This is a genomic window from Prochlorococcus sp. G5PB11 (genome assembly GCF_059772425.1).
In genome coordinates this window covers 976,500-994,972 of record NZ_CM186287.1, presented here as the reverse complement: position 1 = coordinate 994,972, position 18,473 = coordinate 976,500, and the positions used below count along the sequence as shown (strand labels likewise).

Below are 18,473 nucleotides of genomic sequence, written 5' to 3'. Positions count from 1 at the left end.
AATTTAGTTTGCCCTCTTGTTTCATTTAACTTGATTGAAGTCAAAATAATCTCTTGATTAAAGAAAAATAAAAATTTAATTTCGAATGTATTTGTTAAGCTTTTGATCTAATTTCTGGTTATTCCATTCTTGTGAAAGTACTTTTGCGTTGACTTCGTCAAAAACAGGAAGACTTGCAAGAATTTGTGTATCTCCAAATTGCTCAAGAGTCTTAGGATTGTCTTTGTGTGGAGGGCCGTTTAAGACTATTCCTAATATATCTACATTTCTATGTTTCAAGGCTTCTAGACTTAATAAGGTGTGATTGAGAGTGCCAAGACCGGTCCTGGCCACAAGAATTATTGGAGCTCCCCAAACCTTTAATTGATCTATTTGTAGCCAATCTCGATTTAAGGGAACCATTAAACCACCTGCGGTTTCGATGATTATTAATTCATCTAAGTCTGGCAATTTTAAATTACTTGGTTCAATAAAACTAGACTCTTGCTCGGCAGCCCAATGAGGAGAGACAGGAGCCTTGAATTTATATCTTTCAGAAAGATAGCGGTTAGGTTCAAGGTTTAAAAGATTGCGAACTGTTATGGTATCTGTACCTTCTTCTGTTCCACTTTGAATGGGTTTCCAGTAAATACCTTTAAGACCTTGGACGAAAAAACTACTAACGATCGTTTTACCTACATCTGTATCCGTACCACAAATAATAATTCTTTTTGAGAAAGTACTCATCGCTTTATTAATAAAAACTGAATTGACCAACTAAGGCTTAGTTGTCTATCCTCGTTGGCAATTGGCCAAAAAGACAACAGATGTCGCCAATCTGAAACACTTAATTGTTCCTTTTGACTACTTTGTGCTCCGACCTTGATCATCGGTTTTAATAAAGAAGTCGCGGTATTTGCTGTTTGCTTAATAACTTCAATTTTATTGTATAAAATACTTTTTTTCGGAACGACTCTGATTAGTGAGTCGTATGATGGTAAATCAAGAGCCGTGCATGTTAAATTTGCCTTTTCTGCAGCTTCATACCATTCTGGAAAACTTCCCTTGATTGGAATTGCTAGGGCAATCCATCCATCCTGGCTTAGAGCATTCAACCATTCCTTCAGTTTCTTTTGTGGATTCTCAAGCCAATGTAAAACAAAACTTGAAGCTAATAAATTTGGTTTGTTGGTCCACTTAGGTAACCCATTATTTAAATCCCAAAGTTGTTTAACACTCTTTTCTGAATGTTGGTCAATCATCTTTTTAGAATTATCCAATCTCACTACATATTGGTTTGGATGTAGATCTTCTAATGACTTAGCGAGTAGTCCAGTGCCAGAGCCAAGGTCAACCCATAGACCATGTTTAATTGAATAATTAGAACATATTTTTGCAAGTTTTAGAGCAGTACTTTTTTGAATTGAGGCTGATTCGTTATAACTTAATGCAGCTTCGTTAAAGTTTTTATTAACTTGGCTAAACCATGTTTTTTGCATGATCAAATTCTAACCACTGTTTGACTTTTTTGATATTTTTTATTTTTGTTATGGAATGCCCCTCGTCTTTAAGGTTGATTGTTTTGGGTTCATCCTCCAAGTGGCTTTTTAAATCTTCAGCTAGCTTTTCTTTCGTTTGATTAGTCAAAATATAGTCTTGCTCACTGTTAATAATAAGTACTTTGGAAGAATTATTTAAGCCATTTGGTAGAGAATCAGAATTCATAAGAAGCTTTAAATCATTTTTTAGTCTCAACCTTCCAGAATGGGATATGTGAAGGAGATTTGATTCGGATGATTCAAGATCAATGTAATTAGGTTTATAAGCTTTTATCTGAAATTTTCTTAACATAGCTGCTTCATTAGGGGAATCAATTGCATTCATCATCCTATTGAGGGCCAGTTTTATAGGGCGATTCTCTTTGCTACTTGGAATAAAACGACTAAAACTATTGATTAATACAACATGAGTAGCCGAGTGTAAAACGTCTTTATCTATCAAATGTGAACCAAGAGAGTGACATATAGCAACTCTTTTAAGTTCGACATGATTAGAGGTGTGATTCCATTTTGATGTATGAGGACTTATATCTTTATATCCGCGTTCAGAGGTTTGCCATTCCCAATCACAACTTTTAAATATCTTTTCCCAATTTGACCATTGATGACTATCACCAGCCCAGCCATGCATAGCAATTATTTCTTTCATTTGTTTTTAAGAACTTCGACCAGTCTTTCGAAGGCCTGAACGGGAGTATTTCGCCTAATAACTAATCTGAGTCTGGATTTCCCTTCTGGGACAGTTGGTGGACGGATCGCAACAGTTAGAAGGCCATTTGCCTCAAGTCTCTTCTGATAATCCATTGCTAATTCGTCTGAACCAAGAATTATAGATATTATTGGACCTTCCCCAGCAGGCCGTTGCCACCCAATTTGAGATAATCTGTCCCGTAAAGCTATTGATTTTTTTCTCAGCTTGCTACCCCAGCTAGGATTACTTTCAATTAATTTTAATGCGGCTAAAGCACTTCCACAAAGTGGAGGAGCCAAAGCGGTTGTATAGCGAAATGCCCCACAGTTTTGTATTAAATTTTCTCCTGTTATCTTGTCTGTTGCTAAAAATGCGCCTCCACTTCCAAAAGCTTTACCGAAGGTCCCACTTATAATTGATATTGATTCTTTGAGTCCAAAAGATTCTCCTTTCCCTTCGGGGCCCATAATCCCAAATGCATGAGCTTCGTCTATAAGTAACTTTGAATCATACTTAATGCATAGCTTTGAAATTTCTTTTATGGGGGCTGTTGTACCCTCCATACTAAAAAGGCTTTCTGTAATTACTAAAGGTTTTTTTTGAGGATTTCTTTGTCTAGATTTTTTTAAAAGTCTTTCTAGTTCAGATAAATTATTGTGCTTGAATCTAATGAGCTTTGCTCCACTCGCTTTGACTCCAACGAGCAGGGAATGATGTATCAGACGATCGCAAATCACAGGAGTGTGACGATCAGCAAGTGCTAAGACCGCAGCTAGATTTGCTTGGAAACCACTCGGGTAAAGCAGGACAATCTCACGATCAAGCCATTCGGCTAGCTTTATTTCAAGTTTTTGATGAACATTTCTACTACCAGTAATAAATCTTGATCCCCCTGAGCCGACTCCATCAGTTTGTAAGGTTTGTCTAGCGGCCTCAATTAAAAATGGGTGTCTTGAAAGATCTAGATAATCATTACTTGCTAGGTCAATTAAGGTGATTTGATTTTTATTTTCATCTACACCAATCAACTCTGATGATCTTTCCCCTGGGATCCAAGTCCTCAGTTTACGAATTCTAGAGTTAGAGATTTCAGGCATATTTTTCTGTTTTCAGTGGTTAAAGATTTGGGAACTTGCTTAAGATTATTTCTTTGGTTTCTTGATTTTATTATGTATACACGTCAAAAATCATGTGGGCGTAGAATATTCCTCTAGGATTTAATAATGACTTCATCAGAAAGAGATACGTCTGAGAACGAAATCCACCAAAACAATTTAAATCCAAAGGAAATCTTTCCTTTTGCGTTGGATGAGTTTCAACTTAAAGCAATTGATTCACTCAATCAAGGGCATTCAGTAGTTGTCAGCGCACCTACAGGGTCAGGAAAGACATTAATAGGAGAGTATGCAATTTATAGAGCTATTTCTCATGGGAATAAGGTGTTTTACACGACTCCCTTAAAAGCTTTATCTAACCAAAAACTAAGAGACTTTCGGAATCAATTTGGTTCAAGCAATGTGGGTCTTTTAACAGGTGATTTAAGCCTGAATAGAGAGGCTTCCATCCTTGTGATGACTACTGAAATTTTTAGAAATATGCTTTACGCAGCAGCAGACAGAAATGATGATCCTCTAATGGATATAGAAACTGTTGTCCTTGATGAATGTCATTACATGAATGATGCTCATAGAGGGACTGTGTGGGAGGAATCAATTATTCATTGTCCTAAATCCGTTCAATTTGTTGGTCTATCGGCAACAGTCGCAAATGCTGGCCAATTAACCGATTGGATTGAGCAAGTACATGGACCCACAGATTTAATATCTAGTGATTTAAGGCCAGTTCCTCTGGAATTCAATTTTTGCAGCGCTAAAGGACTTCACCCATTACTGAACGATAAAGGAACTGGATTACATCCAAATTGTAAGATTTGGCGTCCAACAAAAACACATAAGAAGAGAGGCCGCTTATCCAAGCCTATTCAGCCTGAATCTCCTTCACTTGGCTTTGTGATATCTAAGTTGGCTGAGAGAAATATGTTACCCGCTATTTATTTCATTTTTAGCCGTCGTGGTTGTGATAAAGCTGTGAAAACAATTGCCAGCACCTGTCTAGTTAATCAAGAAGAAAGGAATTCAATTCAAGATCGATTTGAAAAATATTTAATTTTAAATTCAGAAGGGCTCAGAGATGATCTACATATCAGAGCTTTATTTAATGGGATCGCCTCTCATCATGCGGGAGTTCTTCCTGCATGGAAGGAATTGATTGAGGAATTATTTCAAGAAGGATTGATTAAGGTTGTTTTTGCAACTGAAACATTGGCTGCAGGAATCAATATGCCTGCAAGAACTACAATTATATCTACTCTATCGAAGAGATCAGATAATGGACATCGTCAATTGATGGGGAGTGAGTTTTTGCAAATGGCTGGTCGAGCAGGAAGAAGAGGTCTTGATTCTAGAGGCTATGTCGTTACTGTACAAACTCGATTTGAAGGTGTAAGAGAAGCTGGGCAATTGGCAACCAGTCCAGCGGACCCCCTGATTAGTCAATTCACTCCCAGCTATGGCATGGTTCTGAATTTATTACAGCGTTATGACTTAGATAAATCAAAAGAATTGATAGAAAGAAGCTTTAGTAGATACTTGGCTAGCTTAGATTTAGCTGAAGAGGAAGAAGAACTTTCTAGATTAAAAGAGGACCTAAAAGAATATAAAACCTTTTCAGAAGATATACCATGGTCAGATTTTGAAAGATATGAAAAAATAAAAAGTCATTTGAAGGAAGAAAGAAGACTATTAAAAATTCTTCAAAAACAATCTGCCGAGACTTTATCTAATGAATTAATCTTAGCATTAGAATTTGCAAATAATGGGACTTTGATAAGTCTAAAAACCCCGCAGCTAAAAGGTAAAGTTGTACCTGCTGTGATTATTGGAAAGTTACAAAAAGGAGATAGACCATCTCAATTACTCTGCTTAACAGATGAGAATATTTGGATACTAATCTCTTGTAAGGACGTCGTTAGTCTTCATGCTGATCTTGCATGCTTAGACGTATCAGATATTATAACTCCTAAAATTAGCAGATTGGGTGAAATACTTCATGGTGATAAGACAAGTAACGAAATAGCACTAATGATATCAAATTTGTCTAAGAAAAATAATATGAGAACTGCACAATATGATCTTGCTAGTGAAGTTTTGTCTCAAGCTCAATTAGTTAGCTCTCTAGAAGATGAATTGTTGATTCAGCCAGCCCATCGATGGGGAGATAAGAAAAAATTAAAGAAGCATAGGCGTAAAATGAATGAATTAGAGATTGAAATTCATGAACGTGAGCAGATACTTTATGACAGGTCGAATCGTCACTGGGAAACTTTTTTATCACTGATTAAAGTATTAAAACACTTCGGATGCTTGGATGATTTAAGTCCCACTGAAATAGGTAGAGGCATTGGATCCTTAAGAGGTGAAAATGAATTGTGGTTAGGTTTGGTCTTGATGAGTGGACATCTTGACGAATTGACTCCGATTGAATTAGCCGGAGTGATTCAGTCAATTGTGACAGAAGTTAGTCGTCCTGATTTATGGACTGGATTTATTCCAAGTGCAGTTGCAGACGAAGCTTTTAATGATTTATCAAATATACGAAGAGAATTATTTAGAGTACAAGAACGTTTTGGTATTGAAGTTCCAATTCTATGGAGTTCAGAATTAATGGGTTTAGTAGAAGCCTGGGCAAGAGGAAGTACCTGGACGGATTTAATTTCAAATACTTCTTTAGATGAGGGAGATGTTGTAAGAATTCTAAGAAGAACAAATGATTTGCTTTCACAGATTCCCTATTGCGATGCTGTGAGTAGGCAACTTAGGAATAATGCTAGATCAGCTATAAAACTAATGGATAGATTTCCAGTTTGTGAAGCTGATGATATTAATCAATCAAAAGAAAAAAATCATGAGGTCATTAATCCGGCAACTGAAAGAAAAAATTTAGATTAGAAATTTATTTTTTCAATCATTCCCAATCATAAATTTTGGATTAATGAGATTATCAAATTCTTCTGGATCGATATATTTTAGTTGACTTGAGGCTTCTTTTAGACTGAGATTCTTTTCATGTGCTAATTGGGCAATTTGACTTGCTTTTTCGTATCCGATTGATGGAGCTAATGCAGTGACAAGCATTAAAGAATTATCTAGATATTGCTTGATTTTTGGTTCATTTGCTTGAAGACCCTCAATCATATTTTCTCTGCAACTTTTACATGCGGTTTGAATAAGATTAATACTTTTTAAAATGTTGTACCCAATTAGTGGTTTATAAACGTTCATTTGTAGATGTCCACCACTTCCTGCTATGGATACTGAGAACATCCATACCAATTATTTGTGTACATACCATCGCCATAGCTTCGCATTGAGTAGGATTAATTTTTCCTGGCATTATTGAGCTGCCAGGCTCATTGGCGGGTAGCTGTAGCTCTGATAATCCAGCTCTTGGTCCACAAGATAAAAGTCGAAGATCATTAACGATTTTGAGAAAAGTTACGGCTAATAATTTTAGTTGGGACATTATATTTACAAGACCATCATGACTAGCCATGATGGCAAATTTATTAGCTGCGGTTTCAAAGGGTAAATTTGTTTTTCTAGAGATATCAAGAGCAATGAGGTTATCGAAATTCTCTGGAGCATTTATTCCTGTTCCAATAGCGGTTCCTCCCAGTGGAAGTGAATAAAGTTCTTCGAGGTTGATTTCAATGCGTCCTAATGCGGTCTCTAACTGACTTGACCAGGCGGAAACTTCTTGTCCAAGAGTTAGGGGTACTGCATCTTGAAGATGAGTACGTCCTATTTTTATAAGATCCTTCCATTCATGACTTTTTTGATGAAACAAATCAATGAGCTTTTTTAATTCGGGTATTAAGGTCTTTTTTAAATTAAGTATTGTGGCTATTTGTATAGCTGCTGGGAAAACGTCATTAGTAGATTGAGAGCGATTGACATGATCATTAGGATGAAGTGGATCATGACTACCCAAAGGCTTATTTAAACGTTTTGAAGCTATGTTGCTAATTACCTCATTTACGTTCATATTCGTTTGGGTACCACTTCCTGTTTGCCATATTTTCAAAGGAAATTGATCATTGTATTTACCTTCAATAATTTCCAAACTTGCTTCGGTGATCAATTGTGCGATTTCTGTATCAATCAGACCTAAATGATTGTTTACACGAGCAGCAGAGGCTTTTATTTGAGCAATTGCATGAATGATTTCAAGAGGTACGATTTCATCGCCAATAGCAAAATTTAATATTGATCTTTGAGTTTGAGCTCCCCATAGCGCATTTACTGGAACAGAAATCGAACCTAGACTATCTTTCTCAAGTCGTTTCATATTAGACATTGCTGTTGGTTTGAAAATTTAAATTCCCTGGGAATAAAGACTATAGCTATTGATTTTAGTTGAATCTATAGCTATGGTCTTTCTTTAGTCTACTAACAAATATTAATTGATTTAGATTGAGCATTTACATTTATATTCCAAGTCTATCCCAAATAACCTTCAAATTCGATTGATGTAATTCAGTTGAGAAGCATTCAGAGAGTTTAGTTAGAGAGAGAATATTCATTACCTCTGGATCATTCTCAAGGTTATTTTTGAAATTACCTTCAGGTTGATTCCATGCAGAATGAGCATGTTTTTGTACTAATCGATAAGAATCTTCGCGACTCATTCCATTCTCAACTAATGCCAAAAGAACTCTTTGACTAAAAACTACTCCTCCATAAATGTTTAAATTATTCAGCATATTATTCGGGTAAATGCCAAGTCCTTTAATAATCGCTGTCATTTCAGTGATCATAAAATGAAGTGTAATAGACGTGTCTGGCAACATTAATCTTTCATTGGAACTGTGGCTAATGTCCCTTTCATGCCATAGAGCTACATTTTCGAGAGCTGCAACTACATAACTTCTTAAAACTCTTGAAAGACCGCTGACTCTCTCACTCCTTATGGGATTTCTTTTGTGAGGCATAGCAGAGCTTCCTTTTTGACCTTTGGCAAAGTTTTCCTCTACCTCAAGGACATCTGTTCTTTGAAGGTTTCTAATTTCTGTAGAAAAACGATCTAATGATGATCCAATCAAAGCAAGAGTTTGTACATAATTAGCATGTCTATCCCTTGAGATCACTTGAGTACTAGCAGTATCACACTGAAGTCCTAAAAGTTCGCAAGTAATTTTTTCTATTTCGGGATCGGTGTTCGCATAAGTTCCCATGGCACCACTGATTTGACCAACGGAGATATCGTCCTCGAGACTGTTAAGCCTTTCTTTGTTTCTTAGGGTTTCTGCTAGCCATCCTGCAAGCTTGAATCCAAAAGTAATAGGTTCTCCATGAATTGCATGAGAACGGCCAATCATTACGGTACTCTTGTGTTCTCTTGCTAAATCTCTAATAGCGTCCTCAAGTAATAAAAGCTCTTTTTTTAAAAGTTTTACTGATGACTTCAATTGAAGTGCTAGTCCTGTATCGAGGACATCGCTACTTGTCATCCCAACATGTATATATCGACCGGCATCTCCAACATATTCATTCACATTTGTTAGAAAAGCAATTACGTCATGTCGAACTTCGGCTTCTATTTCGAGTATGCGCTCGGGTGTGAAATTTGCCTTTGATCGTATTGATTGCATTGCATTAAGTGGGATTTTCCCTAGTTTGCAATTAGCCTCACATGCGGCTATTTCAACATCAAGCCAAGTTTGGTATTTGGCTTGTTCAGACCAAATATTCCCCATCTCTGGGTTTGTGTAACGCTCAATCAAAGTGCTACAAAGTTAAAGGTTACTTTAATTTAGGTCGTCAAGGTCAAGCTGACTTGAGTCTATTGTGTTCAACTTCCCAATGCACATATCTTCCCCAAGCCTGCTGTCTTACCCTGCATTTTCCTCCTTTGCAGTCAATTACTTGGAAGGGAGGCAAGTCATTAGGTTGATTTGCAAATTTTGCAAAACTTCCTGGAGGCAAAAGCTCAAGCACCTCTCCAGCTTGCTTATTTGGGTTTAGATGAAAATGACCATGGCTAGATAGCTCATTTTTATTTGTGGGATGCATGAGCCTTTTAGACAAAAACTTTGGTCAATTAAATAGATTCTCTATTGAAAAAGAGGATTATTACGACTTCTGCGGTTTTTGTTCCGTTTCCTGTTTGTTTTTGTAAACAAATGACTAAAAAATCGCGATTAGATCTTCACTTGCTGACTAAAGGATTAGCTAAATCTCGTCAAGAGGCGCAGAAGCTCATCAGAGCTGGCAAAGTTAAAACAATTAATGGACAAATTCTTGATAAGCCAGGCCAAGAAGTTTTAAAAGATCTTCAGATAGAAATTACTCAGCCTTTGAAGTATGTATCTCGTGGAGGTGAAAAGTTGTCTGCAGCCTTTGAGCAATTTCCGCTTAATATCAAAAATCGAGTTTGTCTAGATGCTGGGATTTCCACTGGTGGTTTTACAGATTGTCTTTTGCAATTAGGAGCAGCAAAGGTTTATGGAGTTGATGTTGGCTATGGCCAAACTGCATGGAGTATTAGAAATGATCCAAGAGTGGTTCTGTTAGAACGTACTAATATTAGACATTTAACTCCTGAAAAATTATTTAATGATGGAGATCCAATACCTGACTTCGCGGTGGCTGACTTATCTTTTATCTCTCTAAAAATTGTTTTGCCTAGTCTTAAATCTCTTCTTAATAATGCCCGGTCTGAATTATTAGTATTAGTGAAACCTCAATTTGAGGTTGGCAAGGACAAAGTTGGGAAGGGCGGAGTCGTTCGGGATCATTCTCTGCATCTTGAAGCTATTGAAGGCGTCATAAACGAATCTAAAAAATACGGATGGTATCCCAAAGGATTGATTGCATCACCCTTAAAGGGACCTGCGGGTAATCAAGAATATCTATTATGGATGAACGATGACTCTAAGGGATTCGATAACATAGAAAAATTGATGGATTTTTCGTGAATTTATAGAGCTATTTCGTTTTTATCACCTGTTCTTATCCTTACAACGGAATCAATTGGAGTTACGAAAATCTTTCCATCTCCAATCTCTCCAGTCTTTGCTGCTTCAGCAATAGCTTTTAAAACAATATCAATTTTTTCTTCAGGGACAACAACTTCTATCTTTAGTTTTTGAAGAAATTCAACGGTGAACTCGGAACCTCTGTACCTTTCGACTTGACCTTTTTGGCGTCCAAATCCTCTTACTTCGCTTACAGTCATTCCGACTATACCTGCATTGACTAAGGCAATCTTTACGTCTTCTAGTTTGAAAGGGCGTATTATTGCTTCTATTTTTTTCATATCACTTTAAGTAACTTTTTTGATCTTAGATAATTTTTAATCAGATTTTGTCTATTGGACTTAGAGAATTGATGAAATTTACATTTAGTCCAGCATTTGTAGCATCTTCTTGAAGCATTTGGGCGTCCTTGGTGGGAATTATTACTAAGCCATTACTGATAATTTCCCAATGATTGGATTCGAAATGAGTTTGTAGCCAAAGAATTCCGTGAACAGTTTTCGGCTCTATTTGAGTTCCATTTCTCTTTTCAGAAAGACTGATGTCCATACAAAATCTTGCTTATGTATCTATTAGGGGGGATAGCGTGAATTAGTTTTGTGCTCATTGATACATATGTGCTTTTTCCCATCATTTGAATGCTTTTTAATTAGCAAAATTTATTAGAGGGTTGAATCTTTAATCCAGGTATTATGTAGTGTGTTATTAAAATCCTATTTAAGATATTCCAATGAGTGAAGAAAATATTAAAGAGGTAATTATGTATGGGGAAAGGGAAATAGCTGCTGGGAGCTTGATTTGTTTTCCTAATCCCAATAGTAATAGAGATTATGAAATTTCAATAGATTTCCCTGAATTTACATGTAAGTGTCCTTTTTCGGGTTATCCAGATTTCGCCACTTTAAGGATTGTGTATCAACCAGATAAGAAGGTAATTGAACTAAAAGCAATTAAACTTTATTTAAATAGTTTTCGTGAAAAGAAAATATCTCATGAAGAAGTTACAAATAAAATAATAGATGATTTTGTTGAAGTTTCTGCCCCTAAGTGGATGCAATTAGAAGCTGATTTTAACCCTAGAGGAAATGTTCATACTATCATTAGAGTTTGTCATGGGAAAAGAAATGATTTAGAGTTAATCATTTAGAAAACTAATAAATTTCGGCAATTCTTTCGAGAGACCTGAAAGATTTCTGTTGCTTAAACCACCTATATAGATAATAGATTTCTCCTTTTCATGTAATAACCAAATCTTCTTGGTGGAAATTATACTTAGTGAACCACCAAGAAGTATTATAGCGAAACTGGTATAAACAAAGGGTACTCCAGGATCACGCTTTAAAAGTAATCCACTACTTGGTATTACATTTATTATTTTAATTAAAGTATTTTTCACTTTTGCTTCCTTATTTATGCTTATGTTTGTAAGTCTTGTACCATCACTATCATAAATTGTTACAGGTCCCAATTCACTCGAAACTGTTAATAAGATTTGCCCTTCTCCATCTTTTTGGGTTGGTATAATAGTTCCCCAAGTTTGTTCCCCTAGCTCTGGAATAGATTTTATTGGAATTTGTAATTTAGGACTATTATCAATTTGAATTGTTATTGCTGCTAATGACCAGTCGGCTTGATATAATGTTAGTCCTTTGTACCTTAATGGAGAATTAACACTAATCTCCTTCTCTTCATTATTTCCATTTGGTTCAATAACTTTTACTATCGATTTATATTGCTCAGTTCTTCCTTGAGGGTCTCTTTCTATTTGAAACTTTAGTAATTTAATTGTTAATCCTTTCTCTTCATTATTGTTTAATAAATCTATTGATCTCCCAGGTGCCATGAATCTTTCTAAAGTTTTTCCATTTAATGATCCGTATGTTGCACCTATCATTAATAAGATTAAACCTAGATGAATTAATATAGGTCCTAATCTACCAATTACTCCTTTTCTCGCAGCTATTCTTCCATCTGTTTCTCTCACATTCCAACCTTGTTTCTTTAAATTTATTGAAAGTTTTTCTAAGTTTTTTGAAGGATCATTAGTTTTAATTGTTTGCGCGACAGAAAGTTTTGCTATTTGACGAGGAGATTTATAATCTATCCAGTTTAATGCTGATTTAAGTATTGGTAATTGTCTTCTAAAACTACAAACTGCAAGAGCTAAACCAAGCCAAGTTAGTAAAATCAAAAACCAGTAACTTGTATAAACATGATTGAATTCAAAAAGTAGTAATATATTACCATTGATTAGTCCAAGAAAAGGATCATTATTGAAATTATCATAGTAGAATTGATCTGGTTCTTGTTGTGGAATAAAAGTTCCTACTGCACAAGAAATTGCTATTAAGAATAATAGTAAAATAGCAATCTTTAAGCTAGAAAGCCAATTTAAAACTTGGCTGATTTTTTTCATCTAATTCATATCCAAGTAGAAAGAAGGCTTAAAAGACCTACGGTTAATAAAATCACCCCACTCATTGGTGGAACCCATTTCCCAATAGGTCGCAAAGATAATAATTTTGGAACACTCGCTGCAAAAGTACCTGCAATAAATAAAGGAACAATTTGCCCAATCGCAAAGCTTGCAAGAAAAATTGTGCCACTAATGGGGTTACCTTCCTTGGCAACCCATGCGAGAAGAACAGCAAGGACAGGAGTTGTACAAGGCGAGGAGGCCAATCCAAAAGCTAACCCTGCTGAAACCGGTGCGAAAGCGGGGGGGACTTTGCTTGTCCAAGCTTCAGGATCAGGTCCAGATGGAAGAGAGATTTTTAACAGCCCAAGGAGATTAAGACCCATAACTATGGCTAAAAGACTAATAAATATTGAAAAGAAACCAGGTAATTGGCCATAAATTTTCCCTAAAAAACCGCTTAGACTTCCTAGAACCACTAGTGATATAACTATCCCGCCGCAGAAACTAAAAGTTTTTTGTAAAGGGTTTTGTTTACTTTTAAATCCAGCTAGATATGCAACTGTTATTGGTAATAGTGATAATGAGCAGGGGCCTAAACTGGTTAAAAGGCCTCCAGTGAAAACTATGAGGAGTGATACAGGGGTTGGATTATTTAGCCCATTATTAATTATGTGCTCGCCATGACGAGCCATATCAGAGAAAACCAAACTTATGGAAGAAATGCTCAAAAAAAGATTTGCCACACCAATTTTCCTTTCTAGATTATCTATTTAAGCGTCAATTTGCGGAATTTTTAATTAATAAATCTGAAGATTCAATAGAGGATCTGACCAATAAGGCTGCTATTAGTAAGCTTGAAATTAATGAGTTTCCCCCATAACTGATCAGAGGGAACGGTAGACCTGTTGTAGGCATTGCACCTGAGGAAACTGCGATGTGCATAATTGATTGGCCTACAAGAATAGTTCCTGATCCAATAGAAATTAGTTTGGTATAATTATTTCTACAATTAAGGGATATTTTTAGAGTTAAATATGAAATTACAAGTAAAAATGTTAAAAGTAAAATAGATCCAAAAAATCCAAATTCTTCTGCAAAAACAGCAAATATAAAATCAGTACTTCTATATGGTAGATATTGTAATTTTTGCATTGAAAGACCATATCCTTCTCCAAACAAACCACCCGAACCGATAGCATAAAGACTCTGAATTAATTGATAACCCCCTTCTTGTGGATCTTTCCATGGGTTGATAAATGATAAAACGCGACTTTGCTGGTAAGCATTAAAAAAAATACTTATTGAACCAATGGTTAAGCCTGATAAGGCCGTGTTGAAAAGATGCTGAAAATTAATACCAGCAGCTAAGGCAATCATCCAAAGTAATATTCCTGTTAATGCAGCAGTGCTTAAATTTGGTTGTTTTATGATTAATAAAATAATGGAGGCAAATATAGTTAACCAAAAAATTTTTTTTTCTGAATTTATTCTCTCCCATTGACCAAAAAGTTTTGCACTATGAAGGATAATAAAAGGTTTGATTAATTCCGAGGGTTGAACTTGTATTGGACCGATAATCAACCATCTTGTAGAACCATTGACGGTACTACCGAAAAAACTTGTTGATGCAATCAGCAGCATTCCTATAAAAAGGCAAGGACCTGAAACCTTAAGCCAGCTTTTTAATTTGATATTGATGGCGAGATAAAAAATGCTCCAACTAGCGATTAGCCATATTATTTGTCTTTTTATGTAATAAGTACCTTCACCCATTTCTCTGGTGGCTACCCACCAACTAGCTGATCCAAGTATGAAAATTCCTGAAATGCTCCAAAAGGCTATTAATCCCATTATTAAACGACCTTCCTTAGGCCAATATGGCCAAGGCAATGGAAGAATCTTATCGTTTATAAAATTACTCAGAAAATCTTTTGATTCACGCTTCTTTTTCGCTTTGGATGTAAATGGTGTTTTTTTATTAGAAATATTATTCAAAGGATATTTTGCTTGTATACCATTGAGCCGTTAAATTGCCATTTTGCCAAGTCTTTAAACTTTAATTAATTTACTTTTTTTGGAATTCCGCAAAAACTAAGAAGTTTTTTACGAGTTAAATTTAATTGTTAATTTTTAGAGATCAAATTAAAGAAATTGGATTAAAAACTAATAACTTAATTTTACAACCACAGGATTAAATTTTAAACAAACTATATCTTGATTTATATTGGGTAAATAAAAGTTTGCTTTAGAATTCTCCTCAGATTGTTAATTTAACCAACTTTTCAAGTTATTGATAGAGAAAATTTTTTTGTTTTGATGCAAGTCTCGTGATAGATTCCCCGGGCCTTTGCAGAGAGCTTAGGTGTCTTGTTTGCAAAACAACTTCTCGCTATCACTAAGAAACTCCAAAAGGAGGAATTTTTGTGGCATCTGAGACTGTTGACAATTGCTCAAGTCATGATCCTCTTCTGGATATGGACTCATTGGACACTTTGTCCGGAGTCAAATCAGACGAATATCTTGAACTTCAATTTCGAGTATTCCGTCTGACATTTTTATTGACTATTTTTTCTGTTGGCATAGCAGGTTTCTTTTGGGGAATCCAAGCTAGTGCAAGCCTATTTATTGGTGCTTTATCAGGAATTCTTTATTTTCGCTTGCTTGCTCGCGGGGTTGGAAGGTTAGGTACTTCATCAAAAATTGTCGGTAAAGTCCAGTTGTTAGTTCCGGTTCTTTTGGTTTTGGTGTCTTCTAGATTTCCTCAACTTGATTTGATTCCGGCTTTATTAGGATTTTTGCTTTATAAACCAGCGTTAATTATTCAGTTTCTATCTATGCCTTAATTGCTTGTTAGAAATCAAATTTTTAAGTTTTGTTTGTTTGGCTTTTTTTTCTACGCAACCTAACTACCAGATAAATGGGTTTTTTACCATTTGTTTTTCCTTTGGCTGAATTAGAGGTGGGTCAACACCTTTATTGGCAAATTGGAAATTTTAGAATTCACGGCCAAGTTTTTATGACTTCATGGCTCCTCATAGGCGCTTTGCTTGCCTTGGTGGTCATTGGAACAAAAAAAATGGACCGTGATCCAAAAGGTGTTCAAAATCTTTTGGAATTTCTGTGGGATTACATACGTGATCTGGCTAGAACACAAATTGGTGAAAAGGTTTATAGAGATTGGATGCCTTTCATCGGAACCCTCTTTCTGTTCATATTTGTGAGCAATTGGGGCGGAGCATTAGTTCCCTGGAAGCTGATTGAACTACCAAGTGGAGAACTTGGTGCACCTACAGCTGACATAAATACAACTGTTGCTTTAGCACTACTGGTATCTCTTTCATATTTCTATGCGGGGTTGAGCAATAAGGGTTTGCGATACTTCGAGTATTACGTTCACCCAACGCCAATAATGCTCCCGTTCAAAATTGTTGAAGACTTCACAAAGCCTCTATCTCTCTCATTCCGTTTATTTGGAAACATTCTCGCAGACGAACTTGTAGTAGCGGTACTTGTTTTTCTTGTGCCTCTTGTTCTTCCGGTTCCTGTTATGTTTCTAGGCTTGTTTACTAGTGCTATTCAAGCTCTGATTTTTGCAACTCTTGCTGCTTATTACATCGGGGAAGCAGTTGAAGAGCATCATTAATCATGATTTTTTGCTACTGAATTAACTTTTCAATGGCAAATTTCCTGCTTTGAGGCCTGAAATTCTTTCAGTATCATCTCAAGAACTATGAGATTCACCCCTCGCAGGTATAAACTCCCGTTCACAACTCTTTAAGCGTTTAAAGCGCTACACATCTTTAGCAGAATTATGGATTCCATTACCACCGCCGCATCAGTTGTTGCAGCTGGTTTAGCTGTAGGCCTTGGCGCAATAGGCCCTGGTATCGGTCAGGGTAGTGCTGCACAAGGAGCAGTAGAGGGTATAGCCCGTCAGCCAGAAGCTGAGGGAAAGATCAGAGGTACTCTGCTTCTTTCTTTCGCTTTCATGGAATCACTAACCATTTATGGCCTTGTGGTTGCATTGGTGCTTCTCTTCGCTAACCCTTTTGCTGGTTGAATATTTCAAAAAAGGGCTGATTGAGTAAATCAATTAATTGATTTCCTTTCAGCCCAAATATTTGAAAATTCTTAGCAAATTTCAATTGCCGTTATTCGGCTCGCTTAATTTCTTGCACCTTAGCTAATGCCAACTTTGTTTTTGTTTGGTGCCTCTGAGGGAGGTCTGTTTGATTTCGATGCAACACTTCCGCTTATGGCGGTTCAGGTTGTGTTGCTTACTTTCATACTTAATGCTCTTTTCTTCAAACCTGTTGGGCGAGTTGTTGAAGAAAGAGAGGATTTTGTAAATACCAGTCGGGCAGAAGCAAAGAAAAAAATCGCTGAAGTCGAACGACTAGAGACTGAACTCAAAGAGCAGCTTAAAGAAGCTCGACTTGAAGCTCAGAAAGTGATTCTTGAGGCAGAGCAGGATTCTGACAATCTTTATAAAGAAGCTCTTGCTCTTGCTACTTCAGAGGCAAATGCATCACGAGAAAAAGCTAGGCGTGAGATTGATTCGCAAAGAGATGAAGCTCTTAATCAACTCAAAAGCGAAGCTGAAAATCTTGGTGATTTGATTGTTGAAAGACTATTGGCAAAAAAATGACTTCTTTAATTTTCGCTTCCGAAGGCTTTGGTCTCAATTTAAATATTTTTGAGACCAACATTATCAACCTAGCAGTTGTTGTTTTTGGCCTCTATAAGTTCTTACCAGGCTTTTTAGGAAAAATCCTAGAAAGACGGAGGACTTCAATACTTTCTGACTTAAAAGAAGCAGAAGAGCGTTTTTCCCAAGCGCAAGATTCCCTTTCAAAAGCAAAAGACGAGCTTGCCTCCGCTAAGCAAAAAGCAGAAAAAATCAGAAATGACTGCAAAGCCAGAGCAGAGGCAATTCGTTTGGAGAGTGAAAAAAGGACTGTTGAGGAAATGGCAAGAATTAAACAAGGTGCTGCCTCTGATTTAAATGCTGAAGCTGCAAGAGTGACTTCCCAATTAAGGAAAGAGGCTGCAGAACTTGCTATAGAAAAAGCATTAACAATGCTTCCTAAAAAGTTAGATTCAAATACTCAAGATAATTTTCTTAAACAGTCAATTAAAAATATTGGAGACAACTAATGCCACTACTTAATACCATTACTACTCCTTATGCAGAAGCTTTCCTTCAAGTCGCTGAGAGCCGTAACGAGGTGGATGAAGTAGTAACACAAGCTAAATCTATTCTAGAACTTTGGAATTCTTGTCCTGAATTTAGTGATGCAATGTCATCACCAGTTTTAGAGGTTAATCAGAAGAAAGCAGCTTTAGAAAAACTTTTTTCTAGTGAGGTCACTCCCTCTTTCTTAAATCTTCTAAAACTTTTAGCAGATCGACAGAGAATAGGTTTGTTGAATTCTGTTCTTGAAAGATTATTAGAAATCTATCGAGAACAAAGAAATATTGCTTTGGCAACAATTACCTCAGCTTCAGCTTTAAGTGAAGATCAACAATCTGAGCTACTTAAGAAAGTACAATCCATAGCTGGTACAGATAATTTGGAAATCGATCTGAAGGTCGACTCTGAATTGCTAGGTGGCTTTGTGGTCAATGTTGGATCAAAGGTCATTGATGCCAGCATCGCAGGTCAAGTCAGACGACTTGGCCTTGCTTTGGCCAAGGTCAGCTAATTCTCTTCTGACTTTATTCCTCTTC

20 protein-coding genes and 1 pseudogene are annotated in these 18,473 nt (G+C 36.3%); 9 read left to right on the top strand and 12 right to left on the bottom strand.

Translation table 11 applies throughout. The annotated features are described in order from the left end of the window. Window positions 1–75: 75 nt before the first annotated feature. The 4 genes from bioD to AC6EI0_RS06030 are packed head-to-tail and all read right to left on the bottom strand — an operon-like array spanning window position 76 to window position 3,326. The gene (gene bioD / locus AC6EI0_RS06045) at window positions 76–726 is read right to left on the bottom strand and encodes a dethiobiotin synthase (RefSeq protein ID WP_498519848.1); all 651 of its coding nucleotides are present in this window, start codon (window positions 724–726) and stop codon (window positions 76–78) included. Next, window positions 723–1,478, bottom strand: a complete 756-nt coding sequence (locus AC6EI0_RS06040) for a methyltransferase domain-containing protein (RefSeq protein WP_498521742.1) — start codon at window positions 1,476–1,478, stop codon at window positions 723–725. The genes bioD and AC6EI0_RS06040 overlap by 4 nt, the downstream gene beginning before the upstream one ends. Then, the gene (locus AC6EI0_RS06035; protein ID WP_498521741.1) at window positions 1,459–2,187 is read right to left on the bottom strand and encodes an alpha/beta hydrolase; all 729 of its coding nucleotides are present in this window, start codon (window positions 2,185–2,187) and stop codon (window positions 1,459–1,461) included. Before AC6EI0_RS06035 ends, AC6EI0_RS06040 begins: the two co-directional genes overlap by 20 nt. After that, entirely contained in the window at window positions 2,184–3,326 is a 1,143-nt protein-coding gene (locus AC6EI0_RS06030) for an aminotransferase class I/II-fold pyridoxal phosphate-dependent enzyme (protein ID WP_498521740.1), read from the bottom strand. Before AC6EI0_RS06030 ends, AC6EI0_RS06035 begins: the two co-directional genes overlap by 4 nt. A 126-nt stretch (window positions 3,327–3,452) precedes the next feature. Between AC6EI0_RS06030 and AC6EI0_RS06025 the strand changes: the two genes are divergently transcribed. Next, window positions 3,453–6,236, top strand: a complete 2,784-nt coding sequence (locus AC6EI0_RS06025; protein WP_498521739.1) for a DEAD/DEAH box helicase — start codon at window positions 3,453–3,455, stop codon at window positions 6,234–6,236. A gap of 12 nt (window positions 6,237–6,248) precedes the next feature. On the opposite strand, the pseudogene AC6EI0_RS06020 reads toward AC6EI0_RS06025, so the two are convergent. From AC6EI0_RS06020 to AC6EI0_RS06010, 3 genes and pseudogenes are all read right to left on the bottom strand, one after another. Beyond that, window positions 6,249–7,644, bottom strand: a pseudogene (locus tag AC6EI0_RS06020) (class II fumarate hydratase). 130 nt (window positions 7,645–7,774) lie between these two features. Then, window positions 7,775–9,070, bottom strand: coding sequence for an adenylosuccinate lyase (gene purB, locus AC6EI0_RS06015; RefSeq protein ID WP_498521738.1), 1,296 nt, complete (start codon window positions 9,068–9,070; stop codon window positions 7,775–7,777). A 43-nt stretch (window positions 9,071–9,113) separates the two neighbouring features. Beyond that, the gene (locus AC6EI0_RS06010; RefSeq protein WP_498521737.1) at window positions 9,114–9,359 is read right to left on the bottom strand and encodes a hypothetical protein; all 246 of its coding nucleotides are present in this window, start codon (window positions 9,357–9,359) and stop codon (window positions 9,114–9,116) included. Between the two features lie 110 nt (window positions 9,360–9,469). On the opposite strand from AC6EI0_RS06010, the gene AC6EI0_RS06005 reads away from it, so the two are divergent. Next, a complete protein-coding gene (locus tag AC6EI0_RS06005; protein WP_498521736.1) occupies window positions 9,470–10,264 on the top strand; it encodes a TlyA family RNA methyltransferase in 795 nt (264 codons plus the stop codon). Window positions 10,265–10,266: 2 nt separating this feature from the next. Here AC6EI0_RS06005 and AC6EI0_RS06000 read toward each other — a convergent pair whose 3' ends face one another. Then, window positions 10,267–10,605, bottom strand: coding sequence for a P-II family nitrogen regulator (locus AC6EI0_RS06000; protein ID WP_498521735.1), 339 nt, complete (start codon window positions 10,603–10,605; stop codon window positions 10,267–10,269). A gap of 40 nt (window positions 10,606–10,645) precedes the next feature. Further along, on the bottom strand, window positions 10,646–10,873 hold the full coding sequence (locus tag AC6EI0_RS05995) for a hypothetical protein (protein WP_498519838.1): 228 nt from the start codon (window positions 10,871–10,873) through the stop codon (window positions 10,646–10,648). 181 nt (window positions 10,874–11,054) lie between these two features. On the opposite strand from AC6EI0_RS05995, the gene queF reads away from it, so the two are divergent. Continuing rightward, window positions 11,055–11,471 carry a preQ(1) synthase gene (queF, locus tag AC6EI0_RS05990; RefSeq protein WP_498521734.1) on the top strand — a complete coding sequence of 139 codons (417 nt, stop codon included), beginning with the start codon at window positions 11,055–11,057 and terminating at the stop codon, window positions 11,469–11,471. Here the strand turns inward: queF and AC6EI0_RS05985 are convergent. From AC6EI0_RS05985 to AC6EI0_RS05975, 3 genes are read right to left on the bottom strand one after another with little or no spacing between them, the layout of a single operon-like run. Then, complete coding sequence (locus AC6EI0_RS05985; protein WP_498521733.1) at window positions 11,460–12,740, bottom strand: cytochrome c biogenesis ResB family protein; 1,281 nt, start codon at window positions 12,738–12,740, stop codon at window positions 11,460–11,462. The genes queF and AC6EI0_RS05985 overlap by 12 nt on opposite strands. A 5-nt stretch (window positions 12,741–12,745) precedes the next feature. Continuing rightward, a complete protein-coding gene (locus tag AC6EI0_RS05980) occupies window positions 12,746–13,486 on the bottom strand; it encodes a cytochrome c biogenesis CcdA family protein (RefSeq protein ID WP_498521732.1) in 741 nt (246 codons plus the stop codon). Window positions 13,487–13,520: 34 nt separating this feature from the next. Beyond that, window positions 13,521–14,738, bottom strand: a complete 1,218-nt coding sequence (locus AC6EI0_RS05975) for an FtsW/RodA/SpoVE family cell cycle protein (protein ID WP_498521731.1) — start codon at window positions 14,736–14,738, stop codon at window positions 13,521–13,523. A 428-nt stretch (window positions 14,739–15,166) separates the two neighbouring features. Between AC6EI0_RS05975 and AC6EI0_RS05970 the strand changes: the two genes are divergently transcribed. The 6 genes from AC6EI0_RS05970 (at window position 15,167) to atpH (ending at window position 18,448) form a co-directional block, all read left to right on the top strand. Further along, a complete protein-coding gene (locus AC6EI0_RS05970) occupies window positions 15,167–15,586 on the top strand; it encodes an ATP synthase subunit I (RefSeq protein ID WP_498521730.1) in 420 nt (139 codons plus the stop codon). 74 nt (window positions 15,587–15,660) lie between these two features. After that, the gene (atpB, locus tag AC6EI0_RS05965) at window positions 15,661–16,386 is read left to right on the top strand and encodes a F0F1 ATP synthase subunit A (protein WP_498461460.1); all 726 of its coding nucleotides are present in this window, start codon (window positions 15,661–15,663) and stop codon (window positions 16,384–16,386) included. A 168-nt stretch (window positions 16,387–16,554) separates the two neighbouring features. After that, window positions 16,555–16,803, top strand: coding sequence for an ATP synthase F0 subunit C (gene atpE, locus AC6EI0_RS05960; protein ID WP_011125758.1), 249 nt, complete (start codon window positions 16,555–16,557; stop codon window positions 16,801–16,803). Between the two features lie 126 nt (window positions 16,804–16,929). Further along, entirely contained in the window at window positions 16,930–17,391 is a 462-nt protein-coding gene (locus AC6EI0_RS05955; protein WP_498521729.1) for a F0F1 ATP synthase subunit B', read from the top strand. Next, complete coding sequence (locus tag AC6EI0_RS05950; RefSeq protein WP_498519832.1) at window positions 17,388–17,900, top strand: F0F1 ATP synthase subunit B; 513 nt, start codon at window positions 17,388–17,390, stop codon at window positions 17,898–17,900. The genes AC6EI0_RS05955 and AC6EI0_RS05950 overlap by 4 nt, the downstream gene beginning before the upstream one ends. Further along, window positions 17,900–18,448 carry an ATP synthase F1 subunit delta gene (gene atpH, locus AC6EI0_RS05945; protein ID WP_498521728.1) on the top strand — a complete coding sequence of 183 codons (549 nt, stop codon included), beginning with the start codon at window positions 17,900–17,902 and terminating at the stop codon, window positions 18,446–18,448. The genes AC6EI0_RS05950 and atpH overlap by 1 nt, the downstream gene beginning before the upstream one ends. Window positions 18,449–18,473 lie beyond the last annotated feature (25 nt).